This is a genomic window from Actinoplanes philippinensis (genome assembly GCF_900113015.1).
Lineage (GTDB): Bacteria > Actinomycetota > Actinomycetes > Mycobacteriales > Micromonosporaceae > Actinoplanes > Actinoplanes philippinensis.
The window spans coordinates 221,021-241,948 of record NZ_FONV01000007.1; the positions used below are offsets into that span (position 1 = coordinate 221,021).

Genomic DNA, 20,928 nt, shown 5'->3' on the forward strand with positions numbered 1-20,928 from the left:
TCCCGGGTGACGCCTCACGTGGCACTGTCGTCAATCAGCACTGTCGAAGAACTCCCGGACCGACTTCGCGACCACGGCGACCAGGGCCGGGTCGAGCTCCGGGTAGATCGGCAGCGACAGGCACTCCCGCGCCCACGCGTCGGCCGCCGGGAAGTCCGCCGGGTCGAGGCCGAGGGCGGCGTAGGCGGGCTGCCGGTGCAGCGGCACCGGGTAGTGGACCCCGGCGCGGATGCCCGCGGCGTGCAGGTGCCGCAGCAGGTCGTCGCGGCGCGCGGTGCGCACCACATAGAGGTGGAAGACGCCGGTGCGACCGTCACCGCGGGCGGGCAGCGCCAGGTCGCCGACACCGGTCAATTCCTGGTCGTACGCCCGGGCGAGCTCCTGCCGCAGCCGGTTGTTGTCCGCCAGCACCCGCAGCTTCACCCCGAGGACCGCGGCCTGGATGGTGTCCAGCCGGTGAGCGTACCCGGAGACGAGGTGTTCGTATTTGCTCGTCCGCCCGTGGTCGCGGAGCATCGCGATCCGGTCGGCCAGCGCCTCGTCGTCGGTGGTGACAGCGCCCGCGTCACCGAACGCGCCGAGATTCTTGCCCGGGAAGAACGAGAAGCAACCGACCCGGCCGTACGCCCCGGCGCGCACCGTCCGTCCGTCGGGGGTCGTCATCTCCGCGCCGTGGGCCTGTGCGGCGTCCTCGATGACCGGCACCCCGGCCGCGTCGGCGATCGCCATGATCGCCGGCATGTCGGCGGGCCGCCCGTAGAGGTGGACCGCGATGACCGCCTTGACCTCGCCGATCACGGCGGCCAGGGCGGCCGGGTCGAGGCAGCCGGACTCACTGTCGACGTCGACGAACCGGGGGGTGGCGCCGAGCCAGGAGATCGGCTCGGCGCTGGCGATGAAGGTGTGCGCGGGCACCGCGACCTGGTCGCCGGGACCGATGCCGAGCGCGGCCAGAGCCAGGTGCAGGGCGGCCGTGCCGGAGCCGCAGCCGATCGCCCGGCGGGTGCCGCAGAACGCGGCGAAGTCCTGCTCGAACCGTGCGACCTCGGGGCCGTTGATGAACCGGACGTTGTCGACGACGTCGCGGATCGCCGCGTCGATGGCGTCCTTCTGGCGCAGGTATCCGGCCTTGACGTCGACCAGGGGAATCTCGGTCACGCGGGGTCCTCCTCGGTTCCGGGCGGACCCGGGTAGGGCTGGTGGGCGGCGCCGACCGGGCACAGCAGCTCGTCGACGTTCTTGACGACCCGGGCGGCCGGGCCGACCACCACGGTGCGGGCCGGGACGTCCCGGGTGACCACGGCGCCGGCGCCGATGAGCGCTCCGGCGCCGATCGTCACACCGGGCAGGATCGTGACGTTCGCGCCGACCCGGGCGCCGGCCTCCACGGTCACGCCGCGCATGCAGCTCGACACATCGGGGCACTTCGGGAACGGGGCGTTGGTGACGGTCACCCGCGGGCCGATCCACGCGTTCTCCCGGAGCACCGTGTACTCCGGGATGAAGCACTGCGAGTGGATCCGCACCCCGTCCTCGATCGTCACGTGGTGCTCGACGACGCTGAGCGAGCCGATCGACACGTTCTCGCCGATCGTGTTGTGCTCGCGGACCAGCACGTGGTGGCCGGTCTGGAAACGCGCGCCGATCCGGTTGCCGTGATAGACGACGGTGTGGCTGCGCAGGCGGGCGCCGTCGCCGATCCGGGTCGGCTCGCTCTCCTCCGCCCGGCCGATCAGGCAGAACTCCTCCACCGTGGCGCCGGCGCCGAGCACCGTGCCCGGGGCCACGACAGCGAGCGGGCTGATCATGCGGCCGGCCCGCCCAGGTCGGTGACCGGAGCCGGCGCGCCGTCGTTGCGCAGCGACCGGTCGGCGGCCTCCAGCGCCGCCACGACACGGGCGCCGTTCCACCCGTCGGTCCGGGGGCGGCTTCCCGTCCGTACACAATCCAGGAAGTGTTTGATCTCCGCGGCCAAGGGCTCGACCATCGGCAGGGACGGCACCAGCATCGCGCCGTCGCGGAGTTTGTACTGGTAGGCGCCGTACGCGTCGGGGTCGAGCCGGTCCGCGCCCTTGTCGAAGATCTTCAGGCGGGCCTCGGAGTCCATGTCGTCGTAGACCAGCATCCGCTTGCTGCCGACCACCGTGGTACGCCGGGTCTTCGACGGGTCGAGCCAGCTCACGTGGGCGTGCGCGAGGATGCCGCCGGGGTAACCGAGGGTGACGAACATGACGTCCTCGGTCTCGTGGTGCAGGTAGCGCGCGCCGCGGGCGGACACCCACTCCGGGCCGGTGCCGAGCAGGTAGTTCGCGATGGAGACGTCGTGCGGGCCGATCGACCAGAACGCGTTGATGTCGGTCTGGATCCGGCCCAGGTTGAGCCGCTGCGAGTGCAGGTAGAGCACGTCACCCAGCTCGTTGCCGGTCACGTACTCCCGCATCGTCCGGACGGCGGGCACGAACTCGAAGGTGTGCCCGACCATCAGCACCAGACCGAGACTGTCGGCCAGCTCGGCGAGCGCCACCGCGTCGGCGGTCGACAGCGCGAGCGGCTTCTCCACCATCACGTGCTTGCCGGCCCGCAACGCGCGGGTGGCCAGGTCGGCGTGCGTGGCCGCCGGGGTGACGATGACGACAGCTGTCACGTCGTCGTCGGCGAGCACCTGCTCCACGTCGTCGGTGGTCCGCAGGTGCGGATACAGCGCGCGGGCCTTGGCGGCCTGCTCGGGTGAGCTCTCCACCAGGTAACGCCAGTCCGTGCCGGCCAGCGTGTTCAGGTTACGGGCCAGGTTGGTGCCCCAGTGGCCGTACCCTATTTGTGCTATCGATCCCATCGGTCTCCCCGTCGGTGGTGCTTACTTGCCGGCCGCGGCCCAGGTCGGGTGTGCGGCGATGAAGGCGTCCAGCTTGTCCTCGCGCGCGGCGTCGAACATCTTCCTGCTCTCGGCGGTGAGGTTCTCGCAGGAGGCGCCGTTCGGGCACTTCACCGAGGCGTAGTCGCCGCCGTTGGTGCGCAGCATGGTGACGCCGTCGGACCCGATGCCGCGGGCGGTGAGCAGCCAGTCGGTCATCGACGCCTTGCCCCAGTCGGCGGTCAGCGCCTTGCCGGTGGCGGTGAGCACCCGGTCCAGGGTGAGCGGGCTGGAGACACCGGTGTCCAGGGCCTCCTTCATCACCGCCTTGACGAACTGCTGCTGGTGACGCTGCCGGTCGTAGTCGCCGCCCTTGGTGTGCCGCTGGCGCACGTAGTCGAGCGCCTCCCACGGCTCCAGGTGCCGGCAGCCGGGCTCGTACACCTTCGCGTCGCCGCCCTCCAGGGCGCGGACCTTGCCCTCGGTGTTCATGTGGATCGAGGTGACCTTCTGGTCGATGCACATGTCGACGCCGCCGAGCGCGTTGACCGCGCCCTCGAACCCGACGAAGTTCGCGATCATCCCGGCGTTGAACTTCATCCCGGTGACCTGGCTGACCGTCTTCGCGAGCAGCTCGAAACCGCCGGCCCGGCCGCCACCGCCGCCGCTGCCGTGCTGGAACGCCGCGTTGATCTTCTCGTGGCTGCCGGTGAACCCGGTCTTCGGGTACGCCGGTATCTGGACCAGCGTGTCCCGGGGCACCGACAGCATGTACGCCTTGTCGTGCGCGGCGTTGATGTGCACCACGATGATCGAGTCGGCGCGGGTGCCCACCCCGTTCTCGTCGTCGGCCCGGTCGTCCACCCCGACCAGCAGGATGTTCAGCGGACCGGCCAGCGGCGACACGCCCTTCGCCGGCTCCGGCACGGCCGCGTCGCCCAGCATCGGCTCCTGGGCGACCGCGCCGGTGTAGCGGGAGACCAGCAGGCGGGCGCCGACCACCGCGCCGATCGACAGCACCACGACGACCACGCCGGTCCAGATCAGCAGCCGGGCCCAGAGCGGGCGTTTCTTCTTCGGGGCGGGCTCCGCGGCCGGCTGTTCGCCGGCCTCCGGTTCCGCCGTCGTGGTGACGGCGGTCTCCTCGCCGTCCGGGCTGCTCGTTGACATGCGTTTCCGTTTCGGTCAGATCTGCTGGCGCACGGCCGGGTCAGGCGAAGTCGTCGGGCCGGTCGGCGACGCCGCCCAGCACCGCGGGGGCGGTGTCGTCCCCGCCGCCCCAGGCCAGGTCGTCCTCGACCAGCCAGTTGTCGTGGTCGTCCGGGTCACCGGCGGAGCCGGACCGCATGCCGGACACGCCGGCCGCGGCCCGGTGCCCGTCGTCGCGGCGGCTCGTGGCCCGGCCGGCCGACGGCGCGCCGCCGAGCACGGCCGCGGTGTCGGCGCCCGCGGCGCCACCGGACCAGCCGCCCGCCGCCCGCGTGCCGGCGGACGGGCCGTCGAACAGGCCGGACGACGGCACGGAGGAGGCCGCGAGGCCGCCGCCGCTCGCCAGGGAGGTGCCGCCGGGTGTGGCGGTGGACGGCGCGCCCGTGGCGGACGGCCCACCCGCGGCGGCGCCGGAGGCCACCGCCGGCGCGGCGCCGGGCAGGTCGGGCGGGGACTGCGGGACCTCGCCGGGCCAGCGGTCGGCGCCGGTCAGGGTGTAGGTCAGCGCCAGATCGGTGACCAGGCGAACCATCCGCTCCCGTGACTTCGCCGCCTCCTGCCGCTCCGGCTGCGCGCCGAACGCGGCGCCGATGGTGGCGGTGTCGGCGACCAGAGCGACCGGGTCGGTGGTGAGGGTGGCCGGCTCCTCGGCCTCGGCGCGCGCCTCGCGCAGCGCCCCGGCCATCAGGGTCAGGCCCTGGTGCAGGGCGTCGAAGTCGCGGCCCAGGTCGGCGCAGTAACCGGCGATCAGGCCGGCCCGGCGCTGGAACTCGGCGCCCGCCTCGCCCTGCCACATCTGCTGGAGCGCGCCCAGGTCGGTGGCCAGGGCCGCGCCGATCTGCTCGACGGTGCCCTGCAGCGAGCGCCACACCGTGGCCACCTCGTCGACCTGATCCGGGTCGCCGGCCATCACGGCGCGGTACAGCTCGTCGTGCGTCTGCGCGGCGTACCCGCCGACGATCTCCTCAGGCATCGAGGACGCCTCCGTCCAGACGGTCCGCGACGACGTCGGCGCTGAGCTGGATGCTCTCCTCGGCGCCGCGATAGTTGGCGATGATGTCACCGGTCGCCTGCCGGGTGGTCAGGATCGCCTCCCGCAACTGTTCGAGATGCAGGCGGTACCCACTGTTCAGCGTCGCGTAGGTCCCCTCGACCCGGACCGCGTCGGCGAACGTGCCGAGCGCGGGCCGCCGGTCGGCCAGGGTGGTGGCCATCCGCAGAGCGGCGTCCACCTCCGCCAGCCTGGCGGTCAGGGTGTCGTGGAAATCCTCCAGCGATCGGATGTCTACTGCTGTGCCGTTGTGGAGCATGGACGCGGTCCCCGTCCGTCATCGCGCCGGTTTTTTGCGACCACCACCATAGGCCATACGATCCATTGGATTCGATCCCGATTTCAGATGATCTTGGCGGGTTCGTCCTGATCAGCGGGTCACGATCCGGAAACGGCGCCGCTCTGCGCACTGAAATTCCGGGCCGTGGCCGGGTCCAGCGGCGGTCCCGGCGGGATCAGGGCGACCAGAGCGGCCGGCACCGGGACCGGCGACACCGACCCGTAACCGAGCGACTCCTGCGCCGCCGTCCCGGCGGGCATCGCATACCGCCGGCCCTCGTCGGTGACCAGATAGGCGGGCAGCCCCTCGGTGACCGTCGCGTCGGCCGCCGGGATCGCCCGGACCAGCGCCGCGTGCCCGCCCTGGACCAGCACCTGATCGGCCACCTGCACGCCGCGCGACACCTGGTCGGCAGCGGTCCGCCCGCCCGTCATCGCGCGCAGCGCCCCGGCGTCGGCCACCGCGAGCGCGACGTCCTGCCCGTCCTTGCTGGCCGCGCCGTACCCCGCGCACAGGGCGGAGCCCACCGGGTCGACGGCCCGCATCTCCGGCATCTGCGCCGGGAACCCGGGCGGGTCCAGCCGCGAGTCGAGCAGCAGCGAACCGGCCTGCTCGGCGGTCAGCTCGTCGTCGGTGCCGCCCTTGGCCAGCAGCAGCAGCGCCGACACGTCGCCGATCGCGGCCAGCCCGGCGCTGGTCAGGACGTAGTGCTGGGCGCCGACGTGATAGACCCGGCCCACCTTGGCCTGCGCGCCCCTGACCTGGCGGGTGCTGACCTGACCCATGTTCGGCAGCACCAGCGGCACCAGGTCCGGGCCGGAGGTGACCGCGTTCAGCAGCGCCCGGCCGATCGGCAGCACCGGCTGGCCGGACAGGCGCAGCGCGGCGAGCGTCTCCCCGTCCTTGATCCGGTACCGGCGGTTCTGCCAGATCAGATACCGGTCCGTGGCGCCGCTGCCGGCGGCCACCAGCACCGCGTCGTCACCGAGCGCCCGGCCGGTCGGCGGCTCCTGCCCGATCAGCAGCCGGGTCACCGGGGTCGCCACCGCGCTCGACTCCGCGGCGCTGCACACCGTCCACGGCAGGCCGACCAGCGCCTTGGGCGACGGCACCCCGTCCGGGGCGCCGGCGATGCCCACCTGCGGGCCCCGGGCCAGGCCCTGCAACGAATTCTGCGCCATCGTGCGGGTCGGCGCCTCGGCGCCCAGGATCAACCGGGCCGAGGCGAAGTTGAGCACCGGATAGAGCACGTCGTTGACGAACACATACCGGGCGCCGGTCTCCCGCTCGATCACCACGGTGCCCGAGTCCGGTTTCGCGCCACCGGGACTGAGCAGACCATACGCCCCGAACCCGGCGAACAGGATCGCGGCCACGAGCACGCTGGCGATCATGGCCAGGCCCAGCCGCCGCATCGGCAGCTCGGTGGTCTCCGGCTCACCGGACAACAGCGCCGACACGAGCCGCCGCGTGACGAACCGGTGCGCGCGGACCTGTTCGCGCCGAGTCTGCACGTGTGATCTCCCCCTGCGTTCGCAACCGTGGCACCAATACGATAGTGGCCGGTCGATAGTGTGCTGAGTCGGCCGTACGGAAGGACACGGGGTGTGACAAGCGAGGTCATCTCGGCAGGACCGGCGTTGAGACCGGTCCGCAGGCGTGGACGGCTCGGTCCACTGAGCATCGTGCACATCATCGCGATCGAGCTGGCCGCCGTGGCGATCCTGGCCGGCATCGGCGCCGACGGCAACGTGATCGCCCTGGTCACGGCCGGTTTGGTGGCCGTCGTCCTGCTGGTGGTGACATGGACGCCGACGGCCGCCGGATGGTGGTATGAGAGGCAGGTCGTCCGGGCCCGGCTGCGCCGCCGCAACCGGGCGGCCCGCGCGGTGCGCCCGGACACGGTCCGGCACCGGCCGCTCACCGCCCTGGCCGGTCTCGCGCCCGGCCTGACCGTCCGCGCCGTCGCCGACCGGGGCGCCACCATCGGCGTCGGGCAGGACCCCGGCGGCTGGTTCGCCGCGCTGAGCGTGACCGGCGACGACCGGCTCCCGCTGGACCGGCTGACCCGGCTCTTCGAGGACTCGTCGATCCCCGTGTCCGCGCTGGCGGTGACCAGCCAGACCGTTCCTGCGCCGAGCACCCTGCTCGACCCGGCCGCGCCCGCCCGGACCTCCTACCTCGAGCTCACCGCCCACGACCGGGTCGCCGCCGACCAGCAGGTGCTGGTCGCGGTCCGGCTCGAGCCGAAATCCGCGGCCGCTGCGGCGCTCACCCGTGGCGGCGGCCTGACCGGCGTCGACAAAGCCGTCACCGCGCTGGTCAACCGCACCGCGAAGGTGCTCGGCGGCACCGGCCTGACAGTGCGGGTCCTCGACCCGGACGCGCTGGTCGCGGCCCTCGCCGGCTCCTGCCCGGCGACCGCCGACGCGGGCGAGCCCGCCCCCGGCGCCGAGGTGTGGACCGGCTGGCAGGCGGCCGGCCTCGCACACGCCGGCCTGGTCCTGACCCGCTGGCCGGCGCACCGCCCCGACGAACTCTTCGCCGCCCTGACCGGGCTGCCGGCGGACCTGGTCAACGTCACGATCACGATGCGGCCGGCCGGTTCGGGGGTGGAGACGCGGTGCGTGGTCCGGGTGGCCGCCCGGCCGGACGCGCTCCCCGAGACGGTGACCCAGGCGTTCGCCCTGGCCGACCGGGCCGGAGGCCGCCTGCAGCGGCTCGACGGCCGGCACGGCCCGGCGGTCTGGGCGACCGCTCCGACCGCGGCGGTGCTGCGATGAGCCAGCTCACAAGCCGATCCATCGGTACGGACGACCGCCCGTCACGGCACCCCTCGCGGCGCCTGCCGGGGCACCCGTCGCAGCGTCCATCGCCGCGCCCGTCTGGATGCCTGTCGCAGCGTCCATCGCCGCGTCCGCCTGGATGCCTGTCGCAGCACCCATCCCGGCGTCCGTCGGCATGCCTGTCGCAGCGCCCATCCCGGCGTCCGTCGGGATGCCTGTCGCAGCGCCCGTCGACATGCCTGCCGCAGCGCCCATCCCGGCGCCCGTCGGCATGCCTGTCCCAGCGCCCGTCGGCGCACCTGCCGCGGCGGCGGAACACAGCGGAGGTGACGTCATGAGCACGCCGGGTGCATACCGGGCCGGCGCCGAGGCGCTGGCCGGGATCACGCTGCCCCCGCTGGACGCCGGGTTGATGCTGGGGCGCGATCGCGGCGCCCAGCCGTATGTGGTGCGCGCATTCGGCCCGCGGCCGATGCTGGTCAGCGTGCTCAGCGGGTTCTGGCTGGCCCGGCTGGTGACGTTCCGGGCGATGGCCCTCGGCGCGCGGCTGGTGATCCACCCCGCGCTGCAGCCGACCTGGACCGGTTTCGCCGAGGCCGCGACCGGCGGCCGGGACCGCACCGTGGTCCTGGATTCCGCCGGGCTGGCCGGTCTGGCGGGCACTCCGACGCACCCGATCTGGTATGTCGGTGTCGGCGAGGAACGTCCGCCCGGCCCGTGGCAGACCACCCTGTCGGTGATCCCGCAACTCAGCGTGGGCCAGGTACGCCTCGTGCTGGACGCCGACCTGGTCGTGGCGAGCACCCTGACACCGCTGGAGGCCGGGCTGGCGGCCACCGCGTTGCGGCTGCACCCGGACCACACCGGCCATCTCCAGTCGATCTCCGGCGAGATGGTCGCGGCGTTCGGCGGCCGGTCCGACCATTACCTGCTGCTCAGCGTCACCTCGATGGAGAAGGGCCTCTTCGGCCCGCCCACCCGGGATTGAGCTACGGCGGCGAGCCCTGTCCCGGGCTCGCCGCCGTCCTCGGACGTCGACCGCCCGACCCTGCGCTCGTGGTTGACCGCCCGCCCCTGCGCTCGTGGTTGACCGCCCGGGCTCAGGCTCACACTTGACCACCCCGGGCAGAGGCTCACCCTCAACCACCCCGGGCAGAGGCTCACCCTCAACCACCCCGGGCGTGGACTCACCTCGACCACCCAAGGCAGGGGCTCACCCTCAACCACCCGGGCGTGGACTCACCTCGACCACCCAAGGCAGGGCTCACTCTCGACCGATCCCGGGGGCCGGGGCTCGTCCTTGAACGCCCGGCTCCGGGCTCGTCAGCCCTTGATCGCCCGGATCCAGGTGAGGAGTCCGCAGACCCAGACCACGGCGGGCACCACCAGGATGATCAGGATGATCTCGCCGATGTCCAGGAGACGGCCCCAGACCGGGGACACCTTGCGCCGGGACAGGGTGCGGCCGGTGGCCAGCGCCCCCACGGCCGCCGCGAGCAGGCCCACCGGCAGCACGAACAGGCGTACCGCGGAGTTGCCGGTGGCGAACGCCGCGTAGACGAACAGCGCCAGCCCGAGCACCCCGGCGACCAGCAGGGGCCAGCGCTGGGCCCGCCCCTCGTGCGGCCGGGCCCGCAGCATCACCAGCACGGCGAGCAGCCCGCACAGCAGGGTGGCGGGCAGGCCCGCGGTGAGGCCGAGGACCACCTCCGCGCCGAGCAGCAGGACCGCGACCGTGGTGATCAGGCCGGTCAGGATCTCGTTGGCCCGGTCGCTCTGGGCCAGCAGGCGCAGGCCGTCGACGGTGTCCACGTCGGCGCGCAGGTCCTCGGGGCCGCTGGGCACCGACGGGATCGGCATCCGGGCCAGCCGGTACGAGAACAGCGGCAGCGCCGGGATCACCGCCAGCGTGATCGCGGCGACCACGGCGGCGCCGGCGGCGGGCGGGGCGCCGAACCCGAAGGAGATCCCGGCGCCGGCGCCGAGGGCCACGCCGGCCCCGAGCGCGCCGACGAACACCCCGGTGTGCTGGCCGGTGGCCACCGAGGCAAGCGCGGTGAACAGCACCAGCGCGCCCGCGCCGATGAGCAGGTCGGGGGCGGTCAGCTCGTCGAGCCCACGGTCGCCGCCGAGGACCAGGGTGCCGCCGATCGCCGCATACACCAGCGCGACCAGGCCGAGGGCGGTGCCGGCGACGCGTTCGCGGAACGCGCGGGTGAGGGTGGCGGCGGCGCCGACCAGGACGGCGGCGATGCCGAGCCCGACCGCGCCGGCCACCGTCAGCGGACGTGAGGTGAGCAACACCAGAGCGCCGGCGACCAGCGCCGCGACGGCCGCGATCAGGCCGAACCGCCGGGTGTCGGCGGCCGCCCAGTTGCCGGGCCGGTTGCGGGTGGCGGTGGCGACGGCGTCCACCACGTCGTCGAAGACCATGTCGCCGACCGGGTTGCCGGGCGGCGCGAAATAGAGCATCTCGCCGTCACGGATGGCCAGCTCAGTGGCGGTACGGCTCTCGTCGAGCACGGCGCCGCCGAGCCGGGTGAGCACCCAGCCGCCCTTCGCCACGCCCTCGTCGGCCAGCCGCTCGCCCACGTAACGCAGCAGGGTGGGTAGCAGATTCGCCAGGGGCACGTCGACCGGGATCGATAGGTCGGCACGGGCCGACGGCCCCACCACCGTCACCCGGCTGACGTCCGGACCAGCCGTATTCGCTGTGGTCGCTGTCAATCTGTCCTCCCCCGCGGTCTTGCCCGCACTCGAGTAAAACCTACGATGTCTCGACAGACGCCATTTACCGGGGGAAGGCTATCGATTTGAGCACTGTCGTCTTCCGTCGGCCACCCCGTCGCCCGGGACCGCAGCTGCCCCGGGGCGAGCTCGTCCTGGAATCGCCGCCGGAGCTTCCCGAGCAGCTGCCCCGCGGGCTGGGTCAGCTGATGATGATCCTGCCGATGGTCTGCGGCGTCGGCGCGATGGCGTTTCTGTACGCCGGTCGCGGCGCCGGCACCATGACGTACGTGGCCGGTGGCCTGTTCGGTGTGTCGATGCTGGGCATGTTCTTCGGCCAGCTCGGCGGCAACGACAAGAAGGCCGAGGTCGACGCCGAGCGGCGCGACTACATGCGCTACCTGTCGCAGGTGCGCCGGCGGGCCCGGCGGGCGGCCGCCCAGCAGCGTGCCGCGCTCGGCTGGCGGCACCCGGAGCCGCGGGCCCTGTGGTCGATCGCCGGGTCCCGCCGGTTGTGGGAGCGGCGCAACACCGAGGACGACTTCGGTGAGATCCGGGTCTCGGTCGGCGCGCAGAAACTGGCTGTGCAGATCATCACGCCGGAGACCAAGCCGGTGGAGGACCTGGAGCCGATGAGCGCGATCGCGCTGCGCCGGTTCGTCAAGGCGCACACCACTCAGCCCGATCTGCCGCGCGCCCTGTCGATGCGGGCGTTCAGCCGGATCAGCCTGCGCGGCGAGCGGTCGGCGAAACTCGACCTGGTCCGGGCGATGATCGGCCAGCTCGTCACCTTCCACGCGCCGGACGATCTGCTGATCGCGGTGGTCACCGCCCCGGACCGGCAGGACGAGTGGGACTGGGTGAAGTGGCTGCCGCACAGTCAGTACGGCCGCCGGACCGACGGCGCCGGCGCGATGCGGCTGGCGTTCCGCAGCGTGCTGGAGCTGGAGCGGTTGCTCGGTGACGCGCTGACCGGCCGCCCGCGGCACAGCCCCGAGGCGAAACCGCTGCTCACCGAGCCGCACGTGGTGGTGATCCTGGACGGCGGCGAGCTTCCCGGCACCTCCCAGTTCTTCGGGTCCGGGCCGCTGGGCAGCACGGTCATCGACGTGTCCGGGGCGGTCCCCCGGGACGCCGGCCGCTGGCTGCTGAGCCTGGAGGTGGCCGGCGGGACGCTCGCGGTCAGCCGGGGCAAGACGTCGACGCCGCTGGGAACCCCCGACGCGCTGAGCCGGGAGCAGGCCGAGGGGCTGGCCCGGCTGCTGGCGCCGTTCCGGCTGTCCCAGCAGAAGAGCGAGGACGAGCCGCTGTCGCGCAGTGCCGAGCTGCCCGAGCTGCTCGGCGTGCCGGACGCGGCGGCCATCGACACCCGGGTCACCTGGCAGTCCCGGCCGATCCGCGACCAGCTGCGCATCCCGCTCGGCCTGGGCCCGGACGGCTCGGTGGTGGAGCTGGACGTCAAGGAGGCCGCGCTGGAGGGCATGGGCCCGCACGGCCTGGTCATCGGCGCGACCGGTTCCGGCAAGTCGGAGCTGCTGCGTACGATCGTGGCCGCGCTGGCCGCCACCCACTCCTCCGAGGAGCTCAACTTCGTCCTGGTCGACTTCAAGGGCGGCGCCACGTTCGCCTCGCTGGACCGGCTGCCGCACACCAGCGCGGTGATCACCAACCTCTCCGACGAGCTGCCGCTGGTCGACCGTATGCAGGACGCGCTGACCGGTGAGATGGTCCGCCGGCAGGAGCTGCTGCGCTCGGCCGGCAACTACGTCAACCGGCACGAGTACGAGCAGGCCCGGCGCGGTGGCGAGCCGCTCGACCCGATGCCCAGCCTGCTGGTGATCTGTGACGAGTTCAGCGAGCTGCTGTCGGCCAAGCCGAACTTCATCGACCTGTTCATCCAGATCGGCCGGATCGGCCGGTCGATCGGCGTACACCTGCTGTTGTCCTCGCAGCGACTCGAGGAGGGCAAGCTGCGCGGCCTGGAGACGTTCCTGTCGTACCGGATCGGTCTGCGCACGTTCTCCGCGGTGGAGAGCCGCATCGTGCTGGGTGTGCCGGACGCCTACGAGCTGCCGCAGGCCCCCGGGCACGGTTACCTCAAGGTCGACACCACGACGATGCTGCGGTTCCGGGGCGCCTACGTCTCCGGGCCGTACCGTGCCGCCGGCCAGTCCCCACGCAGTCAGGCTCTGGTGCAACGGCAGATCGCGCCGTACGGGCTGGGCCACGTGCCCGTGCCGGAGCTCCCGGCCGAGCCCCTCCGGCCGGCCACCGAGTCCGAGGACCAGGCCGGCAAGCAGACCACCATGCTCGACGTGATCGCCGAGAAGCTGCACGGACAGGGCATGGAGGCGCACCAGGTGTGGCTGGAGCCGCTGGGCGACCCGCCGAGCCTGGACGACCTGCTGCCCACTCTGGTCGCCGACGAGCGGCTCGGCCTGCACCCGGACCAGTGGCCGGGCCTGGGGCGGCTGCGGGCGGCGGTCGGCATCGTGGACCGGCCGTTCGAGCAGCGCCGCGACCCGATGATCGTCGACCTGGAGGGCTCCGGCGGCAACGTGATCGTGGTCGGCGCCGTGCAGTCCGGCAAGAGCACCCTGCTGCGGTCGCTGATCGGCGGGCTGTCGCTCACCCACACCCCGGCCCAGGTGCAGTTCTTCTGCCTGGACCTGAGTGGTGGCGGCCTGCGGGCGCTGGCCGATCTGCCGCACGTGTCCGGGGTGGCCGGCCGTCGCGACGCCGAGGCCGTCCGCCGTACCGTCGCGGAGGTCAAGGCGATCATCGAGACGCGCGAGGCACGGTTCACCGAGCTGGGCATCGACTCGGTCGCCACGTACCGCCGCCGCCGGGCCACCGGGGAGATCGGCGACCCGTTCGGTGACGTGTTCCTGGTGGTCGACGGCTGGTCGCTGATCCGGCAGGACTACGAGGAGCTGGAGCAGGAGATCACCAACATCGCGGCGGGCGGTCTGGGTTACGGCGTGCACGTGGTGATCACCGCTGCCCGCTGGGCCGAGATCCGGGCCAACCTGCGCGACTTCCTCGGCACCCGGCTGGAGCTGCGGCTCGGCGAGCCGGCCGAGTCGGAGATCGACCGGCGCGCCGCGGCGAATGTGCCGCGCAGCCCCGGCCGTGGCCTGACCAGGGAGAAACTGCACTTCCTGGCGGCGTTGTCGCGCATCGACGGCAAGCACACGGTGGACGACAGCGCGGAGGCCACCCTGGAGATGGTCAGCGCGGTGAAGGCGGCCTGGAAGCACCGGCCGGCGCCCCGGGTGCGGCTGCTGCCTCGGCAGCTGCCGGCCGCTGAGCTGGCGGCGCTGGCCGGTTCCGCCCCGCGCGGGGTGCCGATCGGCGTCAACGAGGCGCACCTGGCCCCGATCACGCTGGACTTCGACACCGAGCCGCACCTGATCGTGCTGGGTGACGCGCAGTCCGGCAAGTCGAACCTGCTGCGCCTGATCGGCCGGTCGATCATCGAGCGGCACGGGCCGGGCGAGGCGCGGCTGGTCGTCGCCGACTTCCGGCGCAGCCTGCTCGGCGCGTTCGACAGCGGCCACGTGCTCGGCTACGCGCCGAACGCGCAGGTGCTCAGCGAGATGGTGGGCGCCCTGAAGTCCGCGGTGCTTCAGCGGATGCCCGGCCCGGACGTCACTCCGGCCCAGCTGCGTGACCGCAGCTGGTGGAAGGGTCCGGAGCTGTACCTGCTGATCGACGACTACGACCTGGTGGCGACGGCCGGCAACAACCCGCTCATGCCGCTGGTCGAGCTGCTGCCCCAGGCCGGGGACATCGGCCTGCACCTGATCGTGGCGCGGCGTGTCGGCGGCGCGGCCCGGGCCCTGTACGAGCCGGTGCTGCAGCGTCTGCGCGAGCTGGACGCCCCGGGTCTGCAGATGTCCGGCAACCGGGAGGAGGGCGTGCTGCTGGGCAACCTGCGGCCCAGCCCGCAGCCGCCCGGCCGGGGCACCCTGATCCGCCGGCAGGACGGTGTGCAGCTCATCCAGACCGCCTGGTCGGAGCCGTGATGCCGGGCGCCGTCCGACGGGCGGCGGCCGCCGCCGGCGCGCTGCTGACCGGTTTCACCCTGGTGGCCGCGGCGCCGGTGGCCGGGCAGGCGGCCCCGGCCGGGCCGCCCCGGTGCGGGCCGACCTTCACCGACCAGCTCACCGCCCTGCCGTGGCCGTTGCAGCGCCTGGACCCGGAGGCGGCCTGGCCGACCAGCCGGGGCCGGGGCGTGGTGGTCGCGGTCATCGACTCCGGGGTCACCCGGCGGCATCCGAAACTGTCCGGGCGGGTGGTGGCCGGCAAGGACTTCGTGCAGGCCGGCGGGTCCGGGGACTGCGACGCCGACGGGCACGGCACGCTGGTCGCGGGCATCATCGCCGGCAACGACACCAGGGACGTCCCGTTCTACGGCATCGCGCCGGACGCGTACATCATGCCGGTCCGGGTCCTGCCGAACAGCAAACGGTCCACCGACCCGACGCTGCCCCGCCGGATCGCCGACGCCCTGGTGTGGGCGGTGAACAACGGCGCCGACGTGGTGAACATGTCGCTGGTGACCGAGCCCACCCCGGCGCTGGAGTCCGCGGTGAAGTACGCGGTCAGCAAGAACGTGGTGGTGGTCGCGGCGGCCGGCAACGAGGGCGCCTCGCCGTCCGCCGGCCAGCCGGTCTACCCGGCCGCCTACCCCGAGGTGATCGCCGTCGCCGGCATCGACCAGCAGGGCAAGCACGTCGCGTCGTCGAACACCGGCGAGTACGTGGACATCGCCGCTCCCGGTTACGCCATCGAGGGCCCGGCGCCGCAGGGCGGCGGGTACGCGATCGACCAGGAGGGCGGGACCAGCTTCGCGGCGGCGTACGTCTCCGGGGTGGCCGCCCTGATCCGGGAGCACTCGCCGAGCCTGTCGCCCTCGGACATCCGGCGGCGTCTGCAGCTCACCGCCGACGCCCCGGCCGGCGATCGGGACGATCAGGTCGGTTTCGGGGTGGTCAACCCCTACCGGGCGGTCGCTACGATCCTGGAATCGGAGAACAAACGCGACGACACGACGGCCGGGCAGGTCCCGGCGGCCCTGCCTCCCGACGCCCGGCTGGACACGGTACGGGCGATCGGCGGCTGGGTCTTCGGCGGCGGCCTGCTGATCGCGGTGCTGCTGCTGGTGGCCGGCCCGATCCGGCGCCGGGCGCGACGGGGCACCCGGCCCGCGGCGCTGCCGGACCTGCCGGCCCCGGCGGCGTCCCGTTTCGACAGTTACACCCCGGTCTTCGGCGAGCCGGTCCGGATCACGTCGCCGAGCGTGCGCCGGCAGCCCGAGCAGGGGGGTTTCACGCTGCCCGGCTTCGACGAGCGGGGCGGCCGGCGCACCCGAGGGTGACGGACAGGGAGGCACGATGAGCAACGGCTTCGAGGTGACCCCACGGGTGCTGACGACCTCGGCGCGGCAGGTCCAGTCGCTGGCCGCAAGGTTCGGCGGGCTCGGCGCCCAGGTGCAGAGTTCGGCAGCCAGTGCGGCGGCGGCCAATCCGTCCTATCTGACGTCGGCCGCCGCGAACGAGGTGGCCGCCGAGATCACCCGGGCGGCGGCCGTGCTGGCGGAGGCCCTCATCTCGCACGCCGGTGGTCTCGGCAACGCGGCCGTGACGTACACGAGCACCGACAAGCGCGCCGCCTGGATGATGAAGCGGGTCCGGCTGGGTGTGCCTGCGGGGGCCACCTATGCCTGAGTTCGACGTGGCGCTGTTCTCCCAGCCGCAGATGTTCACCGAGCCGTTCGGCGGCGTGCTGAGCAGTGTGCGGGCCTCCGTGGAGGGTTTCCGGGCGTCGTTCGTGCAGGCGACCACCCGGGCCGGCACGGACTGGAAGGGCGAGGCCGCCGACGCCCACCGGGAGGCCGCGAAGAAGCGTGCCGATGCCATGGACCGGCTGCAGCAGGCGCTGGCCAACGCCGGCCGGGTCGTGCAGTCGGGCGGCCAGGAGATGGCCGCGATGGTCAACGCGCTGCGGCAGTTCGTCAACTCGATGATGTCCGCCGGGTTCGTGGTGATGCCCGGCGGAGTGGTGCTGCCCGGTCCACCCCACTACGCGGAGGCGACCGCCGCCGGCCCGGCCGGCCCCGCGGTGCTCGCCGCCTATCAGGCCGTCGCCGCCGACCTGAGCGTCGCGATCCGGACCCAGGTCGTCGCGCTCACCGCCCTGGACAGCGCCACGGCGTCGGCGTTGCAGGCGGTGCTGGCCGGTCTCGCCACCGTGCAGAACCTGTCACCGGGGGTGCCCGACGCGGCGGCCGAGGGGTTCGACCCGAACACCGCCCTCAACGAGAACCGGTACGGCCCGTTGCTGGAGTGGACGACCCCCGGGCGGAACCCCGGCGACCCGCCGATCGTCGAGACCCGCGGCACGACGATGGAGACCTACCTCGACACCACCGACCTGCCGGAAACCGGCACCCGCGGCGAGCGGCGGATCCCCGGCGGCGTGAACCCGGCCGGGTACGACCCCACGGTGCACGCCAGAGGACATCTGCGAGCCGACACCCTGGGCGGCTCGCACAGCGACCCGGAGAACTTCGTCACGCTGTTCCACCGTTACGACCCGGGCGACCCCCACATCAACGAGACGCCGATGCGGGAGATCGAGATGCGGGTCCGGCGGGTGATCGAGGGCCGGCAGGCCGGAGTCCCCGCGCAGAACGTGCGCTATAGGGTGGAGGCCCTCGGAGACGAACGCCTCCCGCACAGCGTGCGCATCACGGCCCTCGGTGACCGCGGTTATCGCGAGACAGCCGTCATCCCGAACTGGTGATCGGAGGAGGAGACCGGATGCAACCCACCACCCGGCGTGGCCTGGACGCGTTGACGGCCGCCTGGGCCGCCCTGCATCCCGGGGTCACGCCGATCGACGCCCGATTCGGGCTCAGCACCGTGCTGGGCGGCGCGATCGACGGTGTCCTGGCCTTCCCGCTGGAGGACCACTGGCTCCTGGTCAGTTACGGCCTCAGCGAGCTGGACGACAAGGAGACCAGCGTTCCCGAGGTGTCCGGCTCCGGCTTCGAGCTGACCGCCCGGGTGGCCCGTGACCCCCGCACGGTCCTGCCGCCCCAGTGGATGATCCAGGTCATCAACGGGGTCGCGCGTAGCTTCGTGGACGGCATGGACCTGTCCCTCGGTGACTGGATCGTCGGCGCCGGCGCCCTGGGCGGCTCCGCCCAGGCCGGGCCGCTGACCTCGGTGACGATCGTCGCCGATCCCGAGCTGCCTCGTATCGACACCGCGAACGGCGTGGTGCACTTCTGGACCGTGGTCGGCCTCACCGGCCCGGAAGGGCTCGCCGCGCAGGAGGCGGGCACGGCGGAGCCGCTGGTGGCGGCTCTGCGGGAACGCAGTCCGTTGCTGATCACCGATCCGGCCCGTCCCGGCCTGGTCTGATTCCGAGGGGAACACCGATGCCCGGTGATGGAACGGCCGCCTTCGTCCAATGGCGGCAAGCAGTGACCTCCGCCGACCCGAACACCGAACCACCGGTCGACTGGGCCGCCGTCGAGTCGTCCGTCGGCCTGCGCCTGCCGGCCGACTACAAGGCCTACATCGACGAGTACGGCATCGGCTTCGTCAACCGGCTGTTCGCGGTGCGACACCCGACAACCGCGGAGGGCCGGTTCAACCTTCTCCGGGCGCCCGAGCAGTGGGAGGGACCGGACGCCGAGGAGGAGTATCTGGAGACGCATCTCACCGCTCCGCCGCTGCCGCTCGGGATCGGCCGGAACCGGCTGATGCTCTGCGCCGACAGTGACGACACCCAGATCTACTGGGACACCAGCAACGACGACCCGGATGCCTGGAGTGTGGTGGTCGGTGACGACGACGGCGACACCTGGCAGGCCGTCGACCTGACGCTGGTCGAGACCCTGCTCCAGCTTTTCACCGGCCGGCTGCCGGAACTCGGCTTCGACCGGGCCGGTTACGTGACCGGGGAGATCCACATCCAGCGGAACCCGTTCGCGCGCGCCTGACATTCGCGGCCTCGCCCACCGGGGAGATCCGCATCGGGTGGGGCCCGTCCGCGCGGGCCTAACTCTCGCAGGCCTCGCGCAGCAGATCGAGGTAGCGGCCGACCGCCGCGGGAGTGGACTGCCGCACCTCGGTCTCGTACGCGGAGCGGGCCTGGAGCTGGGCCGCCCGGATGGTGTCGGCGATCGCCTCGCCGAGGGACTCGCTGTCGTAGGTGCGCAGGGCGTCGTGCCGCAGGCTCAGCTCGGTCATCCGGCCGTGCAGGCTGGCCACCGCCGTCACCGAGCCGTCCGCCGAGCGGGACTCCACGGTCCGGGATCCGAGCTTCTCGGCGGCCTGCTGCATCGCGTGCAGGCCCGCCTCGGCGTCGGCCGCGAGCCGGTGGAAGTCGGCGGGCACCGTCATGTCGCACCCGCCGATCGGGCCAGGCGGCCGACGTCCTGCAACGCGGCCAGGCGCAGGGCCTCCGCCTCGGCGTACGCCGACTGCACCGCCCCGGCCACGGCGGCCGCCGGGTGACGGCTGATCGTCGGCACCAGCCGCACCCCGGTGACCAGGCCCGAACCGTCGGTCTCGACGGTGGCCAGACCGCCGGGATCCCGGCCGGTGTAGGTGGCGTCGTAGGCGTCCATGAGGGCGGTGTGCACGTCACGCACCGCCGCCGACGTGCTCCCGGCCAGCTGACGGTCCAGCGATCTCACCGGCCGGTGCCCGGCGGAGCCGAGGGTGGCTGCTGATACTGCTGCGGCTGCTGATACTGCTGCGGGTGCGGTGGGTAGCCGGGCGGTGGCGGATAGCCGGGCTGCGGAGGGTACGGATACCCCGAGGCCGGCGCGAGCTGGGCCCGCTTCCGCCGGCGGTTGCCGACCACGAGCCAGATGATCGCGACGATGCCGAGCACCGGCAGCAGGCCGATGATCGCGAACCCGGCGATCGCCTTGCCGGACAGGCCCGCCCGGGTGCCCCGATCCGCCGCCACCCAGTCGGTGCCGGCCGACGCGGTCCCGTTCCCGGCCGCGGCCGGGCCGCCGAGCGGGTTGGTGGCGACCGACGGCACCTTCGCGGTCAGAGCCTTCAGGATGTCGAGACGACCGAATCCGAACCTGTCGTCACGACCGGCCGGACCGGCGTCGTCGGCCGTGGTGATCAACCGGTTGATCACGTCGGGCGCCTTGAGATCCGGGTACTTCGAGCGGATCAGCGCGGCCGCACCGGACACGATGGCGGCCGAGTCACTGGTGCCGACGCCCTTGCGGAACCCGCTGGTGTTGCCGGACGCCCGGGAGGCGGTGCTGACGATGCCGTCGGCCGGCGCGCTGAGGACGACCTTGTCACCGATCGCGGACAGATCCCACGCTTTGCCACCGCGCGACGTGCCGCTGACCGCGATCACGCCCGGGATCGCGGCCGGATAGCCGACCTCGTAATGCCCCTGCTCCAGGTTGCCCGCGCCGGCCACCACCACGACATCCTTGGACAGGGCGTACTCGATGGCCTTGGTCAGGTCCGGGGAGGGCTCGTTCTGCGCGAAGGACAGGTTGAGCACCTGGGCGCCGTTGTCGACGGCCCATTCGATCCCCGCCCGGTTGGCGACGTTGTCCTGTCCGTCGGCGGCGCCCTGCACCGAGAGCACCGTTGCCTCTGGGGCGATGCCGAGCACGTTGTTCTGGCCACCGCCCTTGCCGACGATGACACCGGCCATGCCGGTGCCGTGCCCGTCGGTGTCGGGCTTGACCGGCCCGGCGACCGCCGAGTCGAACCGGGGCCCGACCTTGACCCGGCCCTTCAGGTCGGGATGGTCGGCGTCCACACCGGAGTCGACCAGCCCGACCAGCACGCCCTTGCCCTTGGTGATCTGGTGGACCTGGCCGATCTTCAGCTCGTCCAGATACCACTGGGCCTGGCGGACGGTCTCCGCACGCGCGGCGCTGCCGGGCAGCACGACGGCCAGCCCGGCAGCTACGACGACCAGCGTCCGCGTCAGCGGTCGCACTCGGCGCATCTTGATC

The 20,928-nt window shown here is 73.0% G+C and carries 19 protein-coding genes; 8 read left to right on the forward strand and 11 right to left on the reverse strand.

The annotated features are described in order from the left end of the window. Positions 1-30: 30 nt before the first annotated feature. From BM290_RS19730 to eccB, 7 genes are all read right to left on the reverse strand, one after another. Positions 31-1,158 carry a DegT/DnrJ/EryC1/StrS family aminotransferase gene (locus BM290_RS19730; RefSeq protein ID WP_093616124.1) on the reverse strand — a complete coding sequence of 376 codons (1,128 nt, stop codon included), beginning with the start codon at positions 1,156-1,158 and terminating at the stop codon, positions 31-33. Further along, complete coding sequence (locus tag BM290_RS50695) at positions 1,155-1,808, reverse strand: N-acetyltransferase (RefSeq protein ID WP_093616126.1); 654 nt, start codon at positions 1,806-1,808, stop codon at positions 1,155-1,157. The genes BM290_RS19730 and BM290_RS50695 overlap by 4 nt, the downstream gene beginning before the upstream one ends. Then, positions 1,805-2,833 carry a Gfo/Idh/MocA family protein gene (locus BM290_RS19740; protein WP_093616128.1) on the reverse strand — a complete coding sequence of 343 codons (1,029 nt, stop codon included), beginning with the start codon at positions 2,831-2,833 and terminating at the stop codon, positions 1,805-1,807. The genes BM290_RS50695 and BM290_RS19740 overlap by 4 nt, the downstream gene beginning before the upstream one ends. Before the next feature lie 21 nt (positions 2,834-2,854). Next, the gene (locus tag BM290_RS19745; RefSeq protein ID WP_093616130.1) at positions 2,855-4,021 is read right to left on the reverse strand and encodes an LCP family protein; all 1,167 of its coding nucleotides are present in this window, start codon (positions 4,019-4,021) and stop codon (positions 2,855-2,857) included. 40 nt (positions 4,022-4,061) lie between these two features. Continuing rightward, on the reverse strand, positions 4,062-5,033 hold the full coding sequence (locus tag BM290_RS19750; RefSeq protein WP_093616132.1) for a WXG100 family type VII secretion target: 972 nt from the start codon (positions 5,031-5,033) through the stop codon (positions 4,062-4,064). Next, positions 5,026-5,370 carry a hypothetical protein gene (locus BM290_RS19755; protein WP_093616134.1) on the reverse strand — a complete coding sequence of 115 codons (345 nt, stop codon included), beginning with the start codon at positions 5,368-5,370 and terminating at the stop codon, positions 5,026-5,028. The genes BM290_RS19750 and BM290_RS19755 overlap by 8 nt, the downstream gene beginning before the upstream one ends. A gap of 119 nt (positions 5,371-5,489) precedes the next feature. After that, positions 5,490-6,905, reverse strand: a complete 1,416-nt coding sequence (gene eccB / locus BM290_RS48415) for a type VII secretion protein EccB (protein WP_177319801.1) — start codon at positions 6,903-6,905, stop codon at positions 5,490-5,492. 171 nt (positions 6,906-7,076) lie between these two features. On the opposite strand from eccB, the gene BM290_RS48420 reads away from it, so the two are divergent. Beyond that, positions 7,077-8,174 (forward strand): type VII secretion protein EccE, encoded by a 1,098-nt coding sequence (locus BM290_RS48420; protein ID WP_177319802.1) that lies wholly within the window; start codon positions 7,077-7,079, stop codon positions 8,172-8,174. A gap of 337 nt (positions 8,175-8,511) precedes the next feature. After that, positions 8,512-9,165, forward strand: coding sequence for a hypothetical protein (locus BM290_RS19775; protein ID WP_093616140.1), 654 nt, complete (start codon positions 8,512-8,514; stop codon positions 9,163-9,165). Positions 9,166-9,500: 335 nt separating this feature from the next. Here the strand turns inward: BM290_RS19775 and eccD are convergent, their stop codons facing one another. Then, positions 9,501-10,904, reverse strand: coding sequence for a type VII secretion integral membrane protein EccD (gene eccD, locus BM290_RS19780; protein ID WP_093616142.1), 1,404 nt, complete (start codon positions 10,902-10,904; stop codon positions 9,501-9,503). 86 nt (positions 10,905-10,990) lie between these two features. On the opposite strand from eccD, the gene eccCa reads away from it, so the two are divergent. Genes eccCa through BM290_RS19810 form a run of 6 tightly spaced genes read left to right on the forward strand, consistent with a single transcriptional unit; the run spans position 10,991 to position 18,921 of the window. Then, positions 10,991-14,932: a type VII secretion protein EccCa gene (gene eccCa / locus BM290_RS19785; RefSeq protein ID WP_093616144.1), complete on the forward strand. Its 3,942-nt coding sequence runs from the start codon at positions 10,991-10,993 to the stop codon at positions 14,930-14,932. Next, on the forward strand, positions 14,932-16,287 hold the full coding sequence (gene mycP / locus BM290_RS19790; protein ID WP_143133844.1) for a type VII secretion-associated serine protease mycosin: 1,356 nt from the start codon (positions 14,932-14,934) through the stop codon (positions 16,285-16,287). The genes eccCa and mycP overlap by 1 nt, the downstream gene beginning before the upstream one ends. Positions 16,288-16,303: 16 nt before the next feature. Beyond that, entirely contained in the window at positions 16,304-16,636 is a 333-nt protein-coding gene (locus BM290_RS19795) for a hypothetical protein (RefSeq protein ID WP_093616148.1), read from the forward strand. Continuing rightward, a complete protein-coding gene (locus BM290_RS19800; protein ID WP_093616150.1) occupies positions 16,629-17,714 on the forward strand; it encodes a hypothetical protein in 1,086 nt (361 codons plus the stop codon). Before BM290_RS19795 ends, BM290_RS19800 begins: the two co-directional genes overlap by 8 nt. 17 nt (positions 17,715-17,731) lie before the next feature. Continuing rightward, the gene (locus BM290_RS19805; RefSeq protein ID WP_093616152.1) at positions 17,732-18,337 is read left to right on the forward strand and encodes a suppressor of fused domain protein; all 606 of its coding nucleotides are present in this window, start codon (positions 17,732-17,734) and stop codon (positions 18,335-18,337) included. Positions 18,338-18,354: 17 nt separating this feature from the next. Next, a complete protein-coding gene (locus BM290_RS19810; protein WP_143133845.1) occupies positions 18,355-18,921 on the forward strand; it encodes an SMI1/KNR4 family protein in 567 nt (188 codons plus the stop codon). A 58-nt stretch (positions 18,922-18,979) separates the two neighbouring features. On the opposite strand, the gene BM290_RS19815 is transcribed toward BM290_RS19810, so the two are convergent. The 3 genes from BM290_RS19815 to BM290_RS19825 are packed head-to-tail and all read right to left on the reverse strand — an operon-like array spanning position 18,980 to position 20,912. After that, positions 18,980-19,324: a YbaB/EbfC family nucleoid-associated protein gene (locus BM290_RS19815; RefSeq protein WP_093616156.1), complete on the reverse strand. Its 345-nt coding sequence runs from the start codon at positions 19,322-19,324 to the stop codon at positions 18,980-18,982. Beyond that, a complete protein-coding gene (locus BM290_RS19820) occupies positions 19,321-19,620 on the reverse strand; it encodes a hypothetical protein (RefSeq protein ID WP_093616158.1) in 300 nt (99 codons plus the stop codon). Before BM290_RS19820 ends, BM290_RS19815 begins: the two co-directional genes overlap by 4 nt. Continuing rightward, a complete protein-coding gene (locus tag BM290_RS19825) occupies positions 19,617-20,912 on the reverse strand; it encodes a S8 family serine peptidase (RefSeq protein WP_177319803.1) in 1,296 nt (431 codons plus the stop codon). Before BM290_RS19825 ends, BM290_RS19820 begins: the two co-directional genes overlap by 4 nt. Positions 20,913-20,928 lie beyond the last annotated feature (16 nt).